Source organism: Hydrogenophaga sp., assembly GCF_011772445.1.
Classification (GTDB): domain Bacteria; phylum Pseudomonadota; class Gammaproteobacteria; order Burkholderiales; family Burkholderiaceae_C; genus Hydrogenophaga.
Genome location: NZ_WVZN01000022.1, coordinates 150,873 through 169,580, shown reverse-complemented (window position 1 = coordinate 169,580; position 18,708 = coordinate 150,873). Strand labels below are relative to the sequence as shown.

The 18,708-nt window shown below is 67.2% G+C and carries 19 protein-coding genes and 1 pseudogene; 8 read left to right on the top strand and 12 right to left on the bottom strand.

Annotation, left to right across the window (positions count from 1 at the left end; genetic code table 11):
- The first annotated feature begins 54 nt into the window (after positions 1-54).
- The 3 genes from GTO19_RS10295 to GTO19_RS10285 are packed head-to-tail and all read left to right on the top strand — an operon-like array spanning position 55 to position 1,549.
- A complete protein-coding gene (locus GTO19_RS10295; RefSeq protein ID WP_291021571.1) occupies positions 55-807 on the top strand; it encodes a sulfite exporter TauE/SafE family protein in 753 nt (250 codons plus the stop codon).
- On the top strand, positions 804-1,097 hold the full coding sequence (locus GTO19_RS10290) for a hypothetical protein (RefSeq protein WP_291021570.1): 294 nt from the start codon (positions 804-806) through the stop codon (positions 1,095-1,097). The genes GTO19_RS10295 and GTO19_RS10290 overlap by 4 nt, the downstream gene beginning before the upstream one ends.
- Complete coding sequence (locus GTO19_RS10285; protein ID WP_291021569.1) at positions 1,025-1,549, top strand: MarR family winged helix-turn-helix transcriptional regulator; 525 nt, start codon at positions 1,025-1,027, stop codon at positions 1,547-1,549. Before GTO19_RS10290 ends, GTO19_RS10285 begins: the two co-directional genes overlap by 73 nt.
- Positions 1,550-1,574: 25 nt before the next feature.
- Here GTO19_RS10285 and GTO19_RS10280 read toward each other — a convergent pair whose 3' ends face one another.
- On the bottom strand, positions 1,575-2,387 hold the full coding sequence (locus tag GTO19_RS10280; protein ID WP_291021568.1) for a hypothetical protein: 813 nt from the start codon (positions 2,385-2,387) through the stop codon (positions 1,575-1,577).
- A 78-nt stretch (positions 2,388-2,465) separates the two neighbouring features.
- On the opposite strand from GTO19_RS10280, the gene GTO19_RS10275 reads away from it, so the two are divergent.
- Genes GTO19_RS10275 through GTO19_RS10260 form a run of 4 tightly spaced genes read left to right on the top strand, consistent with a single transcriptional unit; the run spans position 2,466 to position 6,056 of the window.
- Positions 2,466-3,308 (top strand): SDR family NAD(P)-dependent oxidoreductase, encoded by an 843-nt coding sequence (locus GTO19_RS10275; protein ID WP_291021567.1) that lies wholly within the window; start codon positions 2,466-2,468, stop codon positions 3,306-3,308.
- Complete coding sequence (locus GTO19_RS10270) at positions 3,305-4,285, top strand: TRAP transporter substrate-binding protein (RefSeq protein WP_291021566.1); 981 nt, start codon at positions 3,305-3,307, stop codon at positions 4,283-4,285. The genes GTO19_RS10275 and GTO19_RS10270 overlap by 4 nt, the downstream gene beginning before the upstream one ends.
- Positions 4,282-4,758, top strand: coding sequence for a TRAP transporter small permease (locus tag GTO19_RS10265; RefSeq protein WP_291021565.1), 477 nt, complete (start codon positions 4,282-4,284; stop codon positions 4,756-4,758). Before GTO19_RS10270 ends, GTO19_RS10265 begins: the two co-directional genes overlap by 4 nt.
- Positions 4,758-6,056, top strand: a complete 1,299-nt coding sequence (locus GTO19_RS10260) for a TRAP transporter large permease (protein WP_291021564.1) — start codon at positions 4,758-4,760, stop codon at positions 6,054-6,056. Before GTO19_RS10265 ends, GTO19_RS10260 begins: the two co-directional genes overlap by 1 nt.
- Positions 6,057-6,065: 9 nt before the next feature.
- Here GTO19_RS10260 and GTO19_RS10255 read toward each other — a convergent pair whose 3' ends face one another.
- The 7 genes and pseudogenes from GTO19_RS10255 to GTO19_RS10225 all read right to left on the bottom strand — a co-directional run bounded on the left by GTO19_RS10255 (position 6,066) and on the right by GTO19_RS10225 (position 13,353).
- Positions 6,066-6,383 carry a DUF202 domain-containing protein gene (locus GTO19_RS10255; protein ID WP_291021563.1) on the bottom strand — a complete coding sequence of 106 codons (318 nt, stop codon included), beginning with the start codon at positions 6,381-6,383 and terminating at the stop codon, positions 6,066-6,068.
- A complete protein-coding gene (locus GTO19_RS10250; protein ID WP_291021562.1) occupies positions 6,380-6,718 on the bottom strand; it encodes a DUF202 domain-containing protein in 339 nt (112 codons plus the stop codon). The genes GTO19_RS10255 and GTO19_RS10250 overlap by 4 nt, the downstream gene beginning before the upstream one ends.
- Positions 6,719-6,723: 5 nt before the next feature.
- Complete coding sequence (locus GTO19_RS10245; RefSeq protein ID WP_291021561.1) at positions 6,724-7,695, bottom strand: tripartite tricarboxylate transporter substrate binding protein; 972 nt, start codon at positions 7,693-7,695, stop codon at positions 6,724-6,726.
- Between the two features lie 22 nt (positions 7,696-7,717).
- Complete coding sequence (locus tag GTO19_RS10240; protein WP_291021560.1) at positions 7,718-9,178, bottom strand: sulfatase-like hydrolase/transferase; 1,461 nt, start codon at positions 9,176-9,178, stop codon at positions 7,718-7,720.
- Entirely contained in the window at positions 9,175-10,341 is a 1,167-nt protein-coding gene (locus GTO19_RS10235; protein WP_291021559.1) for a mandelate racemase/muconate lactonizing enzyme family protein, read from the bottom strand. Before GTO19_RS10235 ends, GTO19_RS10240 begins: the two co-directional genes overlap by 4 nt.
- Positions 10,341-11,695 (bottom strand): annotated as a pseudogene (locus GTO19_RS10230) (aldehyde dehydrogenase). The gene GTO19_RS10235 and the pseudogene GTO19_RS10230 overlap by 1 nt, the downstream one beginning before the upstream one ends.
- Positions 11,692-13,353 (bottom strand): GMC family oxidoreductase, encoded by a 1,662-nt coding sequence (locus GTO19_RS10225; RefSeq protein ID WP_291021558.1) that lies wholly within the window; start codon positions 13,351-13,353, stop codon positions 11,692-11,694. Before GTO19_RS10225 ends, GTO19_RS10230 begins: the two are co-directional and overlap by 4 nt.
- Positions 13,354-13,425: 72 nt before the next feature.
- Between GTO19_RS10225 and GTO19_RS10220 the strand changes: the two genes are divergently transcribed.
- On the top strand, positions 13,426-14,142 hold the full coding sequence (locus GTO19_RS10220) for a GntR family transcriptional regulator (protein ID WP_291021557.1): 717 nt from the start codon (positions 13,426-13,428) through the stop codon (positions 14,140-14,142).
- Positions 14,143-14,175: 33 nt separating this feature from the next.
- Here GTO19_RS10220 and GTO19_RS10215 read toward each other — a convergent pair whose 3' ends face one another.
- The 4 genes from GTO19_RS10215 to GTO19_RS10200 are packed head-to-tail and all read right to left on the bottom strand — an operon-like array spanning position 14,176 to position 18,638.
- Complete coding sequence (locus GTO19_RS10215) at positions 14,176-16,593, bottom strand: xanthine dehydrogenase family protein molybdopterin-binding subunit (RefSeq protein ID WP_291021556.1); 2,418 nt, start codon at positions 16,591-16,593, stop codon at positions 14,176-14,178.
- Entirely contained in the window at positions 16,590-17,075 is a 486-nt protein-coding gene (locus tag GTO19_RS10210; RefSeq protein WP_291021555.1) for a (2Fe-2S)-binding protein, read from the bottom strand. The genes GTO19_RS10215 and GTO19_RS10210 overlap by 4 nt, the downstream gene beginning before the upstream one ends.
- Positions 17,076-17,101: 26 nt before the next feature.
- Positions 17,102-17,956, bottom strand: coding sequence for a xanthine dehydrogenase family protein subunit M (locus GTO19_RS10205; protein WP_291021554.1), 855 nt, complete (start codon positions 17,954-17,956; stop codon positions 17,102-17,104).
- Between the two features lie 10 nt (positions 17,957-17,966).
- Positions 17,967-18,638 carry a CoxG family protein gene (locus GTO19_RS10200; RefSeq protein WP_291021553.1) on the bottom strand — a complete coding sequence of 224 codons (672 nt, stop codon included), beginning with the start codon at positions 18,636-18,638 and terminating at the stop codon, positions 17,967-17,969.
- Between the last annotated feature and the right edge of the window lie 70 nt (positions 18,639-18,708).

Here is an 18,708-nt window from a genome sequence, read left to right as displayed (position 1 = left end):
CCTCCACTTCTTTGCGATGGTGGCCCGCGCGCCGCGCCGACAGAATCGCGCCGCATGGAACTGCAGCAGTTGTGGGTCGTGGCCGCCGTGTTCGTGATCGCGGGCACGGTGAAGGGTGTCACCGGCCTGGGCCTGCCCACCGTGGCCATCGCCGGCCTGTCCCTGGTCTTGCCGCTGGCGCAGGCCGCGGCGCTGCTGGTGCTGCCCTCGCTGCTCACCAACGTGTGGCAGTACCTGCGCTGCGGGGCGGTGCTGGCCGTGTGGCGCCGCACGCGCGGGTTGTGTCTGGGCATCGTGGCGGGTGCATGCCTGTCGCCCCTGCCCGACGTGGCGTCCGCCGGCCCCTGGGCGCAAGTGCTCACCGGCGGCCTGCTCGCGTTCTATGGGCTGGCCGGTCTGTTCGGCCTGCGCCTGCCCGCGCCCGGGCGGCACGACACCTGGATCGGCCCCGCCATGGGCCTGGCCACCGGCGCGCTCACGGTGGCCAGCGGCGTGTTCGTCATGCCCAGCGTGCCCTACCTGCAATCGCTGAGCCTCAACAAGGAGACGCTGGTTGGCGCGCTGGGCCTCACCTTCACCGTGTGCACCGTGTGCCTGTGGATCAGCCTGGGCGCCGGTGGCGTGCGCACGGAAGCGCTCGCAGCCTCGGCCGGCATGCTGCTGCCCGCGCTGATCGGCCTGGGCCTGGGCGCCTTCGCGCGCCAGCGCCTCAGCGAGGCCGCCTTCAAACGCTGGTTCCAGATCGCCATCAGCGCGCTGGGGCTCTACATGGTGCTGCGCGCACTGTCGTCGATGGGGGTCACATGAACACCTTGCAAGACCTGTCCGCCCAACTGGAGGCACTGCACGCCTCGGCACTCGCGCTCTGTTCGCTGATGGAGGACCTGCCGCCACGCGCCGCACCGACCGAGCAGCGCTGGCTCGATGGCCTGCACCTTGCGCGCGAACTCGCCGACGCCAGCGATGAAGCGCGCGCGCACCTGGTGCGCTGCTCGAACGCGGGCCTCGCATACACTGCCGCGCCATGGCTTCCCGCGCGACACCCACCCCACGTCCCCGCCGCGGCGGCCGTGCCCAGGCCGCGAAGCGCGCGCTGATCTCCACCGAGCACTCGCCGTACTACCGCATCTGGGTGCTCACCAACGTCACGGGCAAGCCCTTCGGCTTGCGCTTCGGCGAACGCTTCGACCTCAACCTCACCGAATGGCGCGTGCTGCTCACCGTGGCCGACAAGCCGGGCATCACGGCGCAGACGCTGTCGGACTTCACCGGGCTGGACAAGATGAGTGTCTCGCGCGTGGTGCGCAAGCTCGAATCGCAAGGCCGCCTGGTGCGCGAGAACAGCGAAGCCGATCGCCGCAGCTTCCACCTCGAGCTCACCCCCGAGGGCTGGGCCGTCTATGGCGAGATCGCGCAGGCCGCGATCGAGCGCGAGGCCCACGTCTATGCCGGCCTGAGTGACAGGGAACTCGAGACCTTGCATAAGCTGCTGGGCAAGCTGCTGCTGCAGGCGCGCAACGACCCTGTCGCCGACGATCCGATCGAATGAACGCGGTGCGCGCCCACCGCGTCCCTCAGAAGCCGTAAGGCTCCCGCGCCGGATCGCCGCCCGCGTGCGCGGGTGCTTCAGCCCAGGCCAGCACCGAGCAGCCGAAGGTGGACGACACGTCCACGCGCGAGCCCGGCTCGATCACCACCACCGACGGCCCCGCCACGCGCGTGTCGCCGATGCGCAGATCCCCCGCCATCACGAACCAGTCGGTCAAGCCCTGGTGCTGCAGATCGGGCAGGTGCGCGCCGGGCCACAACTGCAGCATGCACAGGCGCCGGCTGTGGCCGGTGCCGGCGTAGTCGAACAGCGCACGGCGCGACACCCGCGCGAACGGCGAAGCCACGGGCACCACCTCGTCCACCACCACCGTGATGTCCGGCGGCGTGAACGGCGATTCGTTCACCACCGTGGTCTTCTTCGCGTGCGGGTGGATCGCCGCGCCATCGGGCTCGATGATCACCGGCGCCTCCAGGCGAGAGAACAGCGTGCAGCCGCCGTAGGTGACGGCGTCGTGCGTCGCGCCGGCGAGGTTGATGCCCACCGCGCCCGCGCGCGTGGTGCACTGGAAATCGACCAGCTCACCCGACAGGAAGTAGCTGCTGGCCGTGCCCCGGTGCTGGTGCACGCCCGAGCGGCTCATCGGGTCAAAGGCGATGAGGCCGAGAAACAGGCCCGCCGCGTCGTCGCGGCGCACCGCCTTCTCGCGCGCGGTGCCACGCGGCGTGGTGCGCCAGGGCAGGCTTTCCAGGTCGTAGGCGTACACGCCGGGCAGCACCTGGTGGCCGGGCATCCAGCCGGCGCTGCGGCCCTTTTGTGATTCGACGGCGGCGTTCATTCGGGCTCCTTAGGGAAAACGAGAGGGTTCGCGATTTGGTAACGATCGTTACTATATGGCCGAACCGAGGAAGTTGTCATGTCTTTTGTTTCGACCACCGACAACCCGCCCGACGCCGCGCCGGTGACCGTCGTCACGGGCGGCGCGAGCGGCATCGGCGCGGCCACCGCGGCCCTGCTCGCGCAACGCGGCCATCACGTGGTCACGCTCGACCGCGCCGCCGTGCCTGACGCCTCGCTCGCCAGAGCGGTGGCCGATGGCCGTCTCACACACATCGCCGCCGACCTGGCGCAGGAAGACGCGGTGTGCGCCGCTTTCGCCGCCATCGCGCAGCGCTTCGGCCGCGTCGACGGGCTGGTCAACAGCGCGGGTATCGAGTCGCGCCACCTGCTCGAGGACATGAACGCGCGCGACTGGGACCGCGTGCTCGACGTGAACCTGCGCGGCACCATGCTCTGCCTGCGCGAGGCCGCGCCCCTGATGCGCGACGGAGGCTCGGTGGTGAACGTGGCCTCCATCGCGGGCAAGCGCATGTCCTACTCGGGCGACGCGGCCTACACCGCCTCCAAGGGCGCGGTGCTCGCGTTCACGCGCCACATGGCCTTCGAGCTGTCGGGCCGGCGCATCCGCGTCAACGCCGTGTGCCCCGGCCCCACGCTCACGCCCATGATCCACCGCAGCCTCAGCGCCGAGCGCATCGCCGCGGTGGCCGAGACCGTGCCCCTGGGCCGCTGGGTCGAGGCCGCCGACGTGGCCGAGGCCATCGCCTTCCTGCTTTCCCCCGCCGCCGCCATGATCACCGGCAGCACCATCGACGTCGATGGCGGCATGCTGGTGTCCAACGGCACCCCCCACCGGGACTACGTGGCCGCCCGGCAGGCGAAGAGCCCCACGCCACCACCACAGGAGACAAAACCATGACACGCATCCGCCCCCTGCTGGCCGGGCTCGCGCTCGCCAGCCTCGCCTTCGCTGCAAGCGCGCAACCCGCGCTGCGCATGGCCTACGTCGCGCCGCCGCCGGTGTGGGGCCCCATCGCCGACCGCTACGCGAAAGAGGTGGCCGACCGCACGAATGGCGAGGTGAAGGTGCAGTCCTTCGGCGCCGGCCAGTTGGGCAGCCTGCCGCAGAACTACGCCGGCCTGCGCACGGGCCAGATCGACATGATGCTGGCCGATACCGGCACGCTGGCATTGGCCAAAGGCGGCAAGGACTTCAACGCGCTCTTCGCGCCCTACGTGTTCCGCGACCACGCGCACTTCAAGGCCTTCATGCAGTCCGACACCTTCCGCCAGATGCTCGCACCGGTGGAGCAGGAGGCCGGCTTCAAGTACGTGGGCTACGTGTCCGACCGCTCGCCGCGCCAGCTCACCACATCCAACCGCAAGGTGATGAAGCCCGACGACATGAAGGGCCTGAAGGTGCGTGTGCCCGAGACGCCCGCCATCCTGGAGGTGATGAAGGGCTGGGGCGCCGCGCCCACGCCCGTGCCCGCGGCCGAGCTCTACCTTGCCATGAAGCAGGGCCTGGTGGACGGGCAGGACAACGGCTTCGACGCCATCGCCGGCGCCAAGTACTACGAGGTCCAGAAGTACGCCATGCGCATCGACTACATCCAGTCGGGCCTGATGGTGCTGATGGCCGCGGACAAGTGGTCGCGGCTGTCGCCCGCCCACCAGAAGGCCATGACGGAGGCCGTGGCCGCCACCGAGAAGTGGGCCAGCCAGATGACCTGGGACGTGGCCACGAAGTCCATCGACACCCTCAAGGCCAATGGCATGGAGATCGTCGAGCCCGACCTGGCGGCCTTCAAGCAGGCGGCCGACAAGGTGACCACCGGCTTCGACGGCCAGCTCTGGGCCAAGGGCACGGTCGAGAAGATCCGGGCCGTCAAATGAGTGGTCTGCTCGGTTGGCTCGACCGCGCGGTCACCGCGCTGCTGGGACTGGCGCTGCTGGTCCTCGTGCTGGTGGGCGGTGGGCAGATCCTGCTGCGCGAACTCGCCGGCGTCCCCCTGCCCTGGGCCACCGAGTTCAGCGTGGTGCTGATGATCTGGGCCACCATGCTCACCGGCTACGTGGGCGTGCGCCGAGACAGCCACCTCTCGGCCGATTTCCTGGGCCTGAACATGTCGCAGCGCAAGCGCGCCCTGCTGCGCACGCTGGCGCTGCTGCTGTCGCTGGTCTTCGTGGTGGTCTACGGTTGGGAAAGCCGCCTCGTCATCGACGCGATGGAAGGCATTCCCTTCACCTCCATGCCGGCCACGCAGCCGCTGCTGTACTGGTCGCTGCCGGTGGGCGCAGGGCTGATGGCCCTGGCCCTGCTGCACAAGCTGTGGCAGCAGTGGGCCGGCGTTCGCGGAGCGGCCTGATGCAGCAGATCCTTCTCTTCGGCGTGCTGATGGCCGCCTTCATGGCCTTCGCGGTCATCGGTGTGCCGGTGTTTTTCGCCATGGGTCTGGCGGCCCTGGTCTTCATCGCCTTCAGCGGCGGGGCCGTGCCCGTCAACATCGTGGCCTCGTCCATGGTGCAGGGCATGGACTCGTTCGCCTTCCTCGCCATTCCCTTCTTCTTCCTCGCGGGCGAGCTCATGAACACCGGGGGCATCACGCGCCGCCTGCTCAACTTCGCCTCGGCCGCGGTGGGCCATATCCGCGGTGGCCTGTCGCACGTGGCCATCCTCGCGAGCATGGTGTTCTCGGGCGTGTCGGGCTCGGCCGTGGCCGACGCCTCGGCCATCGGCTCCTCCATGATCCCGGCCATGAAGGACAAAGGCTACCCCGGCGCCTACGCAGCCGCGGTGGTGGCCGCCGCCTCCACCATGGGGCCCATCATCCCGCCCTCCATCGCCTTCGTGGTTTACGCGCTGGTCAGCGACGTGTCGGTGGGGCAACTCTTCCTGGCCGGCGCCATTCCCGGCCTGCTGATGGGCGTGTACCTGCTGGCCGCGGCGAGCTGGGTGGCGCACCGGCGCAACCTCCCCTACTCCGAACGCACCTCGCTGCGCGCCGTGGGCCGCGCCGCGTGGGACGCGCTGCCCGCGCTGGCCATGCCGGTCATCATCATCGGCGGCATCGTGGGCGGCGTGGTCACGCCCACCGAGGCCGGCATCATCGCCGTGCTCTACGCCATCGCCATCAGCGTGCTGTTCTACCGCGAGCTGACGTGGCGCCAGACCTGGCACATCTTCCGCGAGTGCATGGTCAGCTCCGGCATCATCCTGCTCACCATCGCGGCCTCGGGCATCTTCTCCTGGCTGGTGGCCAACCTGGCCATCGGCGAGACGCTGGCCACCACGCTCAAGACGCTGACCGACAGCCCCTGGGTGATGCTCGCGCTTATCAACATCGTGCTGCTGCTGTGGGGCCTGGCGCTGGAGCCGGCCGTGGCGCTGGTGACGTTGGTGCCGGTGCTGGTGCCCATCGCCAACGCCTATGGCATCGACCTCGTGCACCTGGGCGTGATCGTGGTGCTCAACCTCATGATCGGCCAGCTCACGCCGCCCTCGGGCGTGATCACCTTCCTCACCGCGCAGATCGCGGGCTCGCCGCTGCACGCGGTGTTCAAGGAGGCGGTGCCGTTCACGCTGGCGCTGATCGCGGTGCTGCTGATCGTGACCTACGTGCCGCTGGTGTCGATGTGGCTGCCGGGGGTGTGGATCGGCGGCTGAGCGAGCGCCTCACGGGCGCACTGCACAAATGCACTGAAGCACCACGCACCCTCCTGCGACCATCACGCTGCCAACGACCAGCTGCAGCACACCGGCGGATGGCGCCGGGGGCTGCGCCACCTCCAGTTGCCTGCAGCGCCAATCGCTCACCCACAGCAGGGTCACCGACAGCAGAACGCACAGCACACCACCGGCGAGCAACGCGGCGCTCTCGAAAGCCACTGCGCTGCGGAACATCAACGCTGCGGTCACCACTGCCACGCCACCCGTCCGAGCCCAAGCGAGTCGCGTGCGTTCGGGTTGCAATCCCGGGTCACGGTCTTTCACGACAAAACCGTGGCGACCATTCCCGCCATGCCCAAGACCGTCGCGCAGGCAGCCAGCAAAGGAACGAGCCGGGATCGAGGCAGCGGTCCGGCATGTCGCATCGCTTTCTGGTATTGAAGCCACTGCCGATAGGAGCCGCCCACAAGCAGAACCGCCAGAACAGCCAAACTGCACGCAAACCCCATTGCGATCCATCGGGGCTCATTTCGCATCAGTTGCTGCATCACCATCGCTCCAGCCAGTATCGCCAGCGCCGTGCGCACCCATGCAAGAAAGGTTCGCTCGTTCGCCAACGTGAAGCGATAGTCTGGCTCGCTCTCCTGCTCCTGGCCCACGTCCGTCAGTCCAGGCGCAAATCCGCGAGCTTCACAACCTTGGTCCACTTGACGGACTCCGCGTTCACATAGGCGCCGAAGTCAGACGGAGTGCTGTAGGCAACCTCGTCACCCTGCGCCTCGAGCCCCGCAATCACCGATGGGTCCTTGAGCGCCGTGGCAAGCGCCTCATTGAGCGTTTGCACAATGCCGGCGGACGTACCCGCGGGCGCAAACAGACCCCACCAGGCATTCGCTTCGAAGCCCTTCATGCCGACCTCGTCCAATGTGGGCAGGTTCGGGAATGCAACCGACCGCGCCTTCCCGGTCGTCGCCAACGCACGAACCCGCCCGGCCTTGACCATGCCTTGCACGACCGGAATGTGGTTGATCGAGAAGGCGATATCGCCCGTGATCAGCGCGGTGAGCGCCGCAGGGCCACCACCGTACGGGATGTGGGCCGATGGCAGTCGATTGGCCTGTTTGAAGAGTTCCGCGGCCAAGTGTGGAAAGGTGCCGTTCCCATTGCTGCCGTAGAACGCCCGAACACCTTCGTCCTTGAGATAGGCCGTCAACTGCGCGACATCTCCCGCAGGAACCTTCGACCCCGTCACGAGCACGAGAGGGCCAGAGCTGATTTGCCCGATCGGCACAAAGTCCTTCTTCGCGTCGTATCTCAGGCTCTTGTACAACGCCGGCCCGAAGACCTGCGTCGCCGATCCGCCCAGGAGAATGGTGTACCCGTCAGGCTTGGCTCTTGCAACGTAGGCGGCACCAATCGTGCCTCCGGCGCCGGGTTTGTTCTCTATGACGACGGGCGTGCCGAGCGTGGCAGACATTTTCTGCCCCACCATGCGAGCAACCACGTCGACCACACCCCCGGCGGGGAACGGCACAACGATCGACACCGGACGGGAAGGGAATTTGTCCTGAGCCCAGACGGGCACTGCACAAGCGATGGCTGCGGCCAGGAACACCTGGCGACGAAGGATGTTCATGTATGTCTCCATTTATGGGGGGTCAGATAAGCATCGGCTGCTGCGGTTTCGGCGTAGGCGCCTGTCGACTCGAGATGGCACCTCGCAACTGCCACACCAGCACTTCGTGTACGAGCCGGTTCTTCAGCTCGACATGTTCCGGCGATGCCCAGAGGTTGTGCAGCTCACCGGGATCCTTCAACAGGTCGTACAGCTCTCCGTGCTCTTCGCCGAGGTAGTAGACGACCTTCCAGCGCTCGTCACGGCGCATGACCATGTACTCGGCGCCGGTCTGGATGTGATCTCGCGCGAGCTCGGACCAAGCTTCCGTTCGAATGGCGTTGGTGTCGCCATTGAGGATCGGCCACAGCGACTTCGCCTCGAAGGCCTTCGGCGGCTCAATACCCGCCGCTTCCAGGATCGTCGGCGCGATGTCCATCCATTGGACGAGTGAGTCGTTGCGACGTGGCATCACCCCGTCCTTCGACCAGACGATGAGCGGCACCTTCACTGCCCCCTCGTACATCGTCCACTTCTGGATGTGCCCGTGATCACCGAGCGCGTCACCATGGTCCGATGTGAAGATGACGATCGCGTTGTCCAGGTATCCCTTCTCGTCCAGCACCCGGATGATTTCACCGACCTTGTCGTCGATCATCGACACATTGGCCGCGTAGTGGCGACGGATCCGCAATAGCTCCTCACGACTCGGCCTGTCTTTCCATGACACCGAGTCGTAGTTGTTGCGGATCATGTTGTCGCGCAGCCTGGCCTGCGACGGGGGCTGCGCGGCGAGTTCCTCGTCGCTCGTTTCCGGCACGGGGATGTCCACGTCCTTGTACATGTCCAGGTAACGCGGCAGAGGGTCGTACGGCGGGTGCGGCCCAGGGAATCCGATCTGCAGAAACAGCGGCGCCTCGGACCTGCGCTCCTTCAGCCACCAAACCGCATGGTCCCCAATGAACATGTCGGAGTGCATGTCTTCGTCCAGGTGCCAGGGAAAGGCGCCAAGTGCGTCGCGGTACCCCTCGGGGTCCGCCCGGTGTCGCGTGTAGCGGCTGGGCTTCTCGATCTTGCGGGCGTGGAGCGCCTTGTCCCACTCGTCGTACAGCGCCCGCGGGTGTTCGTCGAGGAAGAGCGGCCGATCCTTGTTCTCGACGAAGAACCGCTGGTGGAAGCCACCCTTCGCGTCGTACGGATTGATGTGCATCTTGCCGATGTTCACGCAGTGATAGCCAGCGTCCGCCAGCCACTTCACCCACGTCGGCTCCCACGGGTGGAAGTTGGTGAATACACCCGTGGCGTGGGGATACATGCCGGTGAACAGGCTCGCGCGCGAACCCACGCACACGGGAGATGTCACGTAGCAGTTGGTGAAGGCGGCGCCTTCTCGCGCGAGTTTGTCGAGCATCGGCGTCTTCATCCAGGAAGCCCCCAGCGCGTTGATCGTGTCGTGGCGCTGCTGGTCCGTGATGATGAGGATGATGTTTGGCTTGTCTTTCATGTCTTTTGTCCTGCAGAAGACGTCGGGCTCGTCACCGTGCGCTCGAACGTGCGGTACGGGGCCAAGGAGGAAAACTCGGGCCGGGCGCCGAGGCCGGGGAGCGGCGGCAGCGTGATTGCACCGTCACTCACGGCCAGCGGTTCGCCTGCCAGCAGCTCCCGCAGCGGATTCGGGTTGGCATCGATCTCTGTGAAGCCCTCGCCCCCGATAGCCGCCTTCAAGTGCAGCGTGGCGAGCAAGCCGATGCCGCCGCCGAGCCAATGCGGGCACAGCCAGGTCGAAGCCCGGGCCGCGGCCTCTCCCAGCGGCAGGCAACCTGTGAAGCCGCCCCACTTGGCGACATCCGGCTGCAACACCGCCAGACAGCGTGCATCGAGGAATCGCGCAAAGTCGTCGGCGCGCAGGTTCTCGCCTGCCGCCAACGGGATTGGGGACCGCTGCGCCAGCGTCTGCCACGATTCAATGGGAGCGTCGGCGGCAATCGGCTCTTCGAGCCACCGCAGATTGAACGGCGCCATACGCTCGGCCATCCGCAGGGCCTCGTCAGCGGCCCAGGCCTGGTTCGCATCCACCATCATCGTGGCCGAGGCACCCACGGCGGCCCGCAGGTTCGCCAGGTTCTCCAAGTCGCGCTCCACACCAAAGCCGACCTTCAGCTTGAAGGCGGTGTAGCCCTGCGCCGCCTTCGCCGCCGCCAACCGCTCAGGCTGCGTCGGGTTCAATCCGGACGCATAGACGCTCACCCGGCCTGAATGGCCCCCGAGCAGGTGCCACAGCGGCACTTGCTCACGGCGCGCCGCCAGATCCCACATGGCAATGTCGACACCAGCCAGCACCTGAGCAAGTGGTCCAGGCTCGCCCGACTGAATGGCGAGGACGCGCACGGCAGCCACGAGTTCGTCATGGCATTGCGCGGGAGACGCCCACGTGTGGTCCAGGGCGAGCGGAGCCACCGTTTCGGCCAGCAGCCTCGCGCGATGCTCCGCGCCCACGGTGGGGAAGTTGCACCAGATCTCACCCCAGCCTTCGCAGCCACCCTCGTCCATGAGATGGACAACCACCGCAGCACGGTCACGAAGCAGGCCAAAGGACGTTTGCACCGGCGTTTCAATGGGCACCCGGTACACCGAGACGCCAACGGATCGCAGTCGAATCGGTTCCATCACACCCCCAGGTAGACGGAGTGCTCCGTCGTGTAGAACGCCGCGGCGCTGGGCCCCACGGAGTACGCGCCGACCCCCGACGCCTTGACGCCACCGAAGGGCATGTGACTGTCAGGCACCGTTCCATGGTTCACGTGCAACATCCCCGTCTGGCATTCGTCCATGAAACGGGCAATCGCCTTCGCGTCGTTCGAAAAGAAGGCTGCGGTCAGGCCGAACTCGACGCTATTGAGGATGTCGATGGCTTCGTCCAGAGTGTCGTACTCGAGAACGCTGACAACGGGACCGAAGATCTCCTCCCGGGCTGCGGCACTGTCGGCTCGGACCTTGTCGATCACCGTTGGCGCGAAGAAGTACCCACCCTCGCACCCGTCCACCTGAACCTCTTCACCGCCCACAAGCACCTCGGCACCGTCGTCGCGAGCTTGAAGCACNNCGCTGCACGCCGGGACAGCCCCGCTGCGACCTCGGCATGCAGTCCGCGACGCACTAGCACCCGGCTGACGGCCGTGCAGCGCTGGCCAGAGCACATGAGCGCCGCGTTGGCGACCTGGTCCAAACACCCCTCCAGATCAGTCACGTCATGAACCACCGCGGCGTTCTTTCCGCCGAGTTCAAGCGACACTTCCGCCAGATTCGCCGAGGTCGCCGCGACGATTCTTTTGCCCGTTGAAACGGAACCGGTGAACGTAACCCCCTGCACATCGGGATGCGACACCAGGGCATTGCCCACTTCCGCATGGCCGTGGACGATCTGCAGCAGCCCATCGGGCAAAACGCCCGATGCGATTTCGCCCAGTAGGCAAGCCGCCGACGGTGTGAATTCGGACGCTTTCACGATGACCGCATTGCCAAAACCCAGGGCGGGCGCGATCTTTCGCATCGGCGTCATCACGGGAAAGTTCCAGGGCGTGATGGCCACGATGACGCCTCTCGGCCGACGCAAGACCATGTTTCTCACCCCCGTACGCAGAGGAGGTACATGACGTGCCCCTTCACCCGACATCACGTGCTGAAGCATGAAGCGACTCTCCGCACAAGCCTTGGCCACCTCGCCACGGCTCTCCGCGATTGCCTTGCCCTGCTCGGCAGTGATCGCTTGCGCCAGGTCTTCTTTGCGCGCCTCCAGGCGGTCGATGAAGCGTGCCAGCGCCTCGCAGCGTTGCGCAGCCGGCAATCTGCCCCACTGCCGTTGAGCGGCCCCTGCGGCTGCGACCGCGTCGGATACAAGCGAGGCATCCGCAAGCGAATAGCGACCGACCAGCTGCGCGGGCCGCGCGGGATTGAACGTTTCGAATGTCGCCGACGTGTCGCGCCACGATCCGCCAACGAGATTTCCATAGGTGTAGGTCATGCAAGTGCCTCGGTGCGCGCCTGTTCTGCGCTGGAATGGGATTTCAGTACGAGTGCGGCACCCCTTTCTCCGATCATGATCGTGGGGGCATTGATGTTGGCGGACGTCATGCGCGGCATCACCGATGCATCGATCACGCGCAACCTGGAAACGCCATTCACCCTGAGTTGGGGGTCGACCACCGCCGTTGCGTCGCTACCCATCCGACAGGTGCCGCTCGGGTGGAACACTGTGCTGCCATGCCCGCACGCAAACCGCAACAGGTCTTCCTCCTTGGGATCCTCGGCTGGCGGAAGTACATGCGATTCGACCAATTCGCGAAAGGCGGGCTGACGATAGATGTCACGCAGCATGCGCAGCCCGTCCGCGAGAGTCTTTCGATCCAACTCCATCGCGAGGTAGTTCGCCTGTATACGGGGCGCCATGAAGGGATCCGAGGACACGATGCCAACGGTGCCGCGCGATTCGGGGCGGCACTGACATGCGGTCGCGGTGAACCCCGCGAACTGATGGAGCGGCTCGCCGGGCTTGTCGACCGACAAGGGCATGACCGCAAACTGAATGTCGGCGCGGTCATCCTGCGCGTAGCGCGTCCGGGCAAATCCGCCAACCTGGCCAGCGCCGACGGTTAGCGGTCCCTTGTTGAACAACATCCACTGGAGACCCATGGACGCCAGCTTGAGAGGATTTCGCACGTCATTGTTCAGCGAGTGCGGTTTGCGCAGCCTGATGATCGTCCGCGCCTGGTAGTGGTCTTGCAGGTTCGCACCGACCTCGGGTGCGTCGACCACGACCGGAATGCCGAGATCACCAAGAAGATGCGCCGGTCCCACACCTGAAAGCTGCAACAACTGGGGCGACTGAATGGCACCTGCGGACAGGATGACTTCCACATCTGCCGTGGCGGCCTCGACCTTGCCGTTGCGAACCCACTGCACACCGGCAGCACGCGTGCCTTCGAACAGCACGCGCGTGACTTGCGCCCCCGTCACGACAGTCAGGTTGCGGCGCTTGAACGCCGGCCGCAGAAATGCCACCGACGCACTTGAGCGCCAACCGCCCGAAAGGGTGAGATGGAAACGCCCCACGCCATAGTCCGTCTCCGCATTGAAATCGTCATTGGCAGGTAGACCGTATTCCCGCGCCGCGTCCAGCCAGTAGCCGCAATAGGGATGGTCGTTTCGCAGCGCCGAGACCCCAAGCTCCCCCGAAGTGCCGTGGTACTTCGACTCGGGCCCATCGAATGCCTCGCCCTTCCTGAAGTACGGCAGGACCGATTCATAGTCCCAGCCAGACGCACCTTCGCTGGCCCAGGTGTCGAAGTCCTGCCGCTGTCCGCGCAGATAGATCAGTCCGTTGATGGAGCTTGAACCACCGAGAACTCGCCCACGCGGCCAGGCAATGGAGCGCTGCCCGACCCCCTCTCCGCCTTCGGCTTGGAATACCCGGGAGAACTTCTCGTTGTAGATGGTCTTGAAATAGCCGACCGGCAAGCGCAACCAGAAGTTGCGGTCATGCCCCCCCGCTTCCAGCAGCAGCACGCGCACGCCCGGATCAGCAGACAACCGGTTCGCCAGCACACAGCCTGCCGATCCCGCGCCCACAATGACGAAGTCGTAGCCGCGTTGAGGAACATCGCCCTCGGAGAGATGCCGCATAATGGGTTTAAATGACTAAAGTCTAAAAGAATGGTTAATAGTACTTTAGAGACTTCAGGCTCGTCAAGCCCGTTGGCGGACAACCCCATACCGCTCTATTTGCAGGTCGCCGACATCCTGCGTGGCCGCATCAACAAGCGGGAGTGGCCGGCGGGAACCCTGATACCGACGCTCGAAGCCCTCGCCGAGGAGTTCAAGGTGGCTCGGGTGACGGCGCGGCAGGCGGTCCAGTTGCTCACCCGCGAGGGCCTTCTCACACCACGGCGCGGCCATGGCACGGTGGTCACCAAAGCAGACGACGTGCCGAACACTGTTGTGATGAGCACCTCGCTCGAATCACTCGCATCGATGTACGAGTCGACGAGCGCCAAGATGCTCACCTTTGATGAGTCCCATGCGATGCCGACGGTGGAGCCGGGCACCGGACAGCTAGGCAGCAACTATGTCTACATGCGCCGCTTGCACTTCACCGAAAACAAGCCGTACGCCGTCATCGCGCTTTATCTGTTGCAAGAGGTCTTCCAGCGCGCGCCGGACGAGTTCCGGACCCGGGCGGTCATTCCCCAGCTTCTGCGGATGAAGCGCACGGTACGCATCGAGCGGGCCCAGCAGACCATGTCGATCGGAACCGCCGACACCGATTCAGCAAAGCTGCTCCAAGTGAGGGTCGGCACGCCTGTGGCGCACGTCACGCGTGTATTCCTCGACCGCAACGACCGCATCCTTTACTTCGCCGAGGTGATTTACCGGGGAGACTGGGTCAAATGGGAAATCGAACTGCAGACGTAGACCGCGACTCCGTCGGCACCGCTTCATTCCTGTTCACGCCACCTTCCCCAGTGCCCGCAACAGCTTCTCCGGCGTGATCGGCTGCGAGTGCACCACCGCGCCGAAAGGCGCGATGGCGTCGTTGATGGCGTTCATCACCGCCGCCGGTGCGCCCGCCGTGCCCGCCTCGCCCGCGCCCTTGGCACCCAGCTTCGAGCTGCGCGTGGGCGTCATCACGTGCGCCACCTCGATGTCGGGCATCTCGGCCGACATGGGCACCAGGTAGTCGGCCATGTTGGCGTTGAGCATCAGGCCGGCCTCGTCGTAGAGGCACTCCTCGAACAGCGCTCCGCCAATGCCCTGCACGATGGCGCCGCGCATCTGCTCGTCCACCAGCATGGGGTTGAGCACGCGGCCGCAGTCCTCCACCGCCCAGTGCTTCAGCAGCTTCACGAAGCCGGTGTCGGGATCGACCTCCACGTAGGAGGCCTGCACACCGTTGGTGAAGATGAAGGGGTAGTCGCGCTGCGCGTAGTGGCGCGTGACCATGAGCTCGGGCGTGAAGTCCGGCGGCAGCGTGTCGGAGCGGTAGTAGGCGATGCGGCCCAGTTCCTTCAATGGCAACAGTTCCTCGCCGCTGCCGGCGTCCACGATGCGGTCGCGGCGCAGCGCGAGCGTGGCCCCGTCGCGCTTGAGGATGGCCGCCGCCACCTTGAGGATGTTCTCGCGCAGCGCCTGGCCCGCCAGCAGCACGGCCTCGCCGCCGATGCCGGCGCCGCGCGAGGCCCAGGTGCCGCCGCCGTAGGGCGTCACGTCCGTGTCGCCGGTGATGACCTTGACCTTGTGAATGTCCACGCCCACCGCGTCGGCCGCGATCTGGCGGTAGATGCCCTCGGTGCCCTGCCCCTGCTCGCCCACGCTCACCAGCACGGTGATGTCGCCCTCCGGGTCGAGGCGCACGGTGGCGCCGTCCTGCGACGCAATGCGCGCGCCACCCACGCCATAGAACGCGGCGCTGGGGTTGGTGAGTTCGATGACCACCGCGAAGCCGATGCCGCGGTGGATGCCTTGCTTGCGCAGCGCCACCTGCTCGGCGCGCAGCGCGTCGTAGTTCATCAGTTCGCGCAACTGCTTCAGGCTGGCCTCGTGCGACAGCACCTCCAGCTTGATGCCCGACGCACCGGTGGTCGGGTAGGCGTCGTCCGGGATCACGTTCTTCGCGCGGATCTCGAGCGGGTCCATGCCGATCTTCCGCGCGGCCAGGTCCACCAGGGCCTCGGTCACCGCGCAGGCGATGGGGTGGCCCACGCCGCGGTACTGGCAGGTCGGCGTCTTGTTCTGGAACACCACGTCCAGCTTCGCGCGGTAGTGCCGGTGCTTGTACGGCCCGCCAACCAGGTTGACGACCTGGTTGCCCTCGATCGCGCTGGTGCGCGGAAACATGGAGTACGGGCCGATGCCGGTGAGGTCGTCCATGTCGAAGCCGAGGATCTCGCCGTCCCGCTTGACGGCGATGCGCGCCTTGACGCGGTGGTGGCGCGCGTGGATGTCGCTGGTGAAGCTCTCGAGCCGGTCGGCCACGAACTTCACCGGGCGGCCCAGCAGCATGGACAGCGCCACGGTCGCGAAGTCGTCGGGGTAGGCGTGCACCTTGATGCCGAAGGAGCCGCCCACGTCCTTGCAGACCACGCGAATGGCGCTGGCGGGCAGGTCGAACTGGCGGCCGTACAGGTCCTGCATCATGTGCGGGGCCTGGCAGGCGTGGTAGACGGTGAGGCGCTGCTCGGCCGGGTTCCAGTGCGCGATCTGCCCGCGCGGCTCCAGCGTCACGCCGGTGTGGCGACCGAACTCGAACGTGGCCTCGGCGACCGCGTCGGCCTCGGCGAACACCTTGTCGACGTCGCCCACATCGAGGCTGCGCGTGAAGCACAGGTTGTCGCCCAGCTCGGCGTGGATGAGGGGCGTGTCTTCGTGGAGCGCGGCTTCCATGTCGGTGGCCAGGGGCAGTTCCTCCCAGTCCACCACCACGTGCTGCAGCGCGTCCTCGGCCTGCGCGCGCGTTTCCGCCACCACCGCCACCACGGGCTCGCCCTGCCAGCAGGCACGTTCCACGGCCAGCGCGTGTTGCGGCGCCGACTTCATGCCCGCCAGGTGGCCCAGCACCGCGACCCAGGGCTTGCAGACCTTGGCCAGGTCCTGGCCGTCGGCCACCATCAGCACGCCCGGCATGGCGCGCGCGGCGTCGGCGTGCACGGCTTTGATGCGCATGTGCGCCACCGGGCTGCGCCAGAACACCACGTGCGCCAGGCGCGGCAACTCGATGTCGTCGATGAACTGGCCCAGGCCCTGCGTGAGCCGTTCGATGCCGCCGCGCGGCACGCTCGCGCCGATGTAGCGCTGGTCCTCGGTGACGGGAGCGATCGGCGCGGGCTGTTCGACCCCGGGCTCCAGGTTGACGATGTCGCGTTTCATCGGGCGGCCTCCTGGCGCTGGCGCAGCACGTCGCAGATGGCGTCGACGATGGCGTGGTAGCCGGTGCAGCGGCAGTAGTTGCCCGAGATCCAGTCGCGCACCTCGGCGCGCGTGGCCTGCGGGCGCGTCTCCACCAGCTCCTTCGCCGCCATCAGCATGCCCGAGGTGCAGAACCCGCACTGCAGCGCGTTGCGCAACACGAAGGCCTGCTGCAGGTCGCGGATCGCGCCGCTCTGGCTCAGGCCTTCGATGGTGTTCACTTCACCGCCGTCGGCCTGTGCGGCCAGGGTGAGGCAGCCACGCACGATCTGGCCGTTGAGTTCGACGGTGCACGCGCCGCACACGCCGTGCTCGCAGCCGAGGTGGGTGCCCGTGAGGCCGAGGTCCTCGCGCAGGAAATCGACGAGGTGGGCGCGCGGTTCGACGGCGCAGCGGCGCGCCTGGCCGTTGACGGTGACGTTGAGGGGAAACAGGTCTGGCATGGAAGGGCTCTCGTGTCGGAGGTGGCTCAGGGGCGGGCCGAGGCCAGCAGGCGCTGCAGCAACACGCCGGCCAGGTGGCGCTTGGTCTCAGGGGTGTTGGTGAGGTCGGGCAGGGGATCGATTTCGCCGCGCAGGCAATCCACCGCCCGCGCCAGCGTTCCCTCATCGGGCACCTGGCCGTCGAGCACCGCTTCGGTCCGGCGAGCGCGCCAGGGTGTGGTGGCCACGCCCATGAAGGCCAGGCGCACCGACGAGAGCACCCCACCCTGGCGCCGCGCGGAAGCCGCCAGGCCGACGATGGCGTAGTCGCCGTGGCGGCGCGCCAGTTGCGACATGCCACTCCACGCATCGGGCGTGGCCACCGGGATCTCGCCCGCCACCACGATCTCGTCGGGCCGCAGGGCCGTGGCGTACAGGCCGGTGAAGAAGTCATCGCCCGCGATTCGGCGCTCGCCCGCCGGGCCCTGCACGACCACCGTGCCACCCAAGGCCAGCAGGCAGGCGGGCCACTCGGCCGCCGGGTCGGCGTAGGCAATGGAGCCGCCCCAGGTGCCGCTGTTGCGGATGGCGCGGTGCGCGATGTGGGGCGCAGCCTCGGTCAGCAGCGGCGCGTGCCGCGCCACCAGCGGGCTCTGTTCGATCTGCGTGTGTGTGCTCAGCGCGCCGATGCGCAACACCTCGCCGCGCAGCTCGATGCCGCGCAGCGCGGCCAGACCGGTGATGTCGATCACCAGCGCGGGCTCGGACAAGCGCATGTTCAGCGTCGCCATCAGCGTCTGGCCGCCGGCCAGCACGCGCGCGTCATCGCCGTGGCGGCCCAGCAGATCGATGGCCTGCTCGATCGAGCCGGCCCGGACGTAGTCGAATGCAGCGGCTTTCAAGCGGCCCTCCTCACGCGGACAACAGGGAGGCGATCCACACGCCGAAGCCCGTGGACAGTGCACCGAGCGCGAACCACAGGACGCGCACGCCCTCGCCGGGCACCGGCGAGGCGTGGGCGGGCATGGGGCGCGCGATGGGCGTGGGGGGCGCGGTGCGGGCCGGCGCGCCGGCCTCGTCCGGTGGCACCGGGGCCACCGATGGCGTCGGCGCGGCGATCGGTGCCGCCGCTTCACCGGCCGCGGCGGGTGCGAGCTCGGCCTGGAACGCCTCGAAGAACTGGTCGGCCATCTGCTTGGCCGCGGCGTCGATCATGCGGCCACCCACCTGCCCGAGCTTGCCGCCCACCGAGGCCTGCGCCGTGTAGCGCAGGCGCGTGCCCTCGCCCTCTTCGCTCAGCGACACACTCGACTGCCCCTTGGCCATGCCGGCCGCGCCGCCCGAGCCTTCGAACTGCAGCGTGCAGCCCTCGCCGGGCCGCACGTCCTGCAGCCGCAGGTGCCCGGTGAAGCGCGCGCGCACCGGCCCCACCTTGACGGCCACGCGCGCGGTGCGCTCGGTGTCGCTGGTGGCTTCCATGCTTTCGCAGCCAGGGATGCAGCGCGCCAGCACCTGCGGGTCATTGAGCGCGGCCCAGACCTTGTCGCGAGGAGCCGCGACGAGGATGTCTCCGTTGAGTTCCATTCGTTTTCTCCGCCCCCGGGTTTTCACGGGTGCGCTTGTTTACCAACCGTTCAACAATGCTATGACTCAT

Coding starts and splice junctions, on each gene's coding strand:
- GTO19_RS10210 (WP_291021555.1), bottom strand. CDS start 17,075: ATGCCAGACCTGTTTCCCCTCAACGTCACCGTCAACGGCCAGGCGCGC.
- GTO19_RS10200 (WP_291021553.1), bottom strand. CDS start 18,638: ATGGAACTCAACGGAGACATCCTCGTCGCGGCTCCTCGCGACAAGGTC.
- GTO19_RS10285 (WP_291021569.1), top strand. CDS start 1,025: ATGGCTTCCCGCGCGACACCCACCCCACGTCCCCGCCGCGGCGGCCGT.
- GTO19_RS10215 (WP_291021556.1), bottom strand. CDS start 16,593: ATGAAACGCGACATCGTCAACCTGGAGCCCGGGGTCGAACAGCCCGCG.
- GTO19_RS10270 (WP_291021566.1), top strand. CDS start 3,305: ATGACACGCATCCGCCCCCTGCTGGCCGGGCTCGCGCTCGCCAGCCTC.
- GTO19_RS10290 (WP_291021570.1), top strand. CDS start 804: ATGAACACCTTGCAAGACCTGTCCGCCCAACTGGAGGCACTGCACGCC.
- GTO19_RS10275 (WP_291021567.1), top strand. CDS start 2,466: ATGTCTTTTGTTTCGACCACCGACAACCCGCCCGACGCCGCGCCGGTG.
- GTO19_RS10245 (WP_291021561.1), bottom strand. CDS start 7,695: ATGAACATCCTTCGTCGCCAGGTGTTCCTGGCCGCAGCCATCGCTTGT.
- GTO19_RS10260 (WP_291021564.1), top strand. CDS start 4,758: ATGCAGCAGATCCTTCTCTTCGGCGTGCTGATGGCCGCCTTCATGGCC.
- GTO19_RS10295 (WP_291021571.1), top strand. CDS start 55: ATGGAACTGCAGCAGTTGTGGGTCGTGGCCGCCGTGTTCGTGATCGCG.
- GTO19_RS10240 (WP_291021560.1), bottom strand. CDS start 9,178: ATGAAAGACAAGCCAAACATCATCCTCATCATCACGGACCAGCAGCGC.
- GTO19_RS10235 (WP_291021559.1), bottom strand. CDS start 10,341: ATGGAACCGATTCGACTGCGATCCGTTGGCGTCTCGGTGTACCGGGTG.
- GTO19_RS10265 (WP_291021565.1), top strand. CDS start 4,282: ATGAGTGGTCTGCTCGGTTGGCTCGACCGCGCGGTCACCGCGCTGCTG.
- GTO19_RS10225 (WP_291021558.1), bottom strand. CDS start 13,353: ATGCGGCATCTCTCCGAGGGCGATGTTCCTCAACGCGGCTACGACTTC.
- GTO19_RS10280 (WP_291021568.1), bottom strand. CDS start 2,387: ATGAACGCCGCCGTCGAATCACAAAAGGGCCGCAGCGCCGGCTGGATG.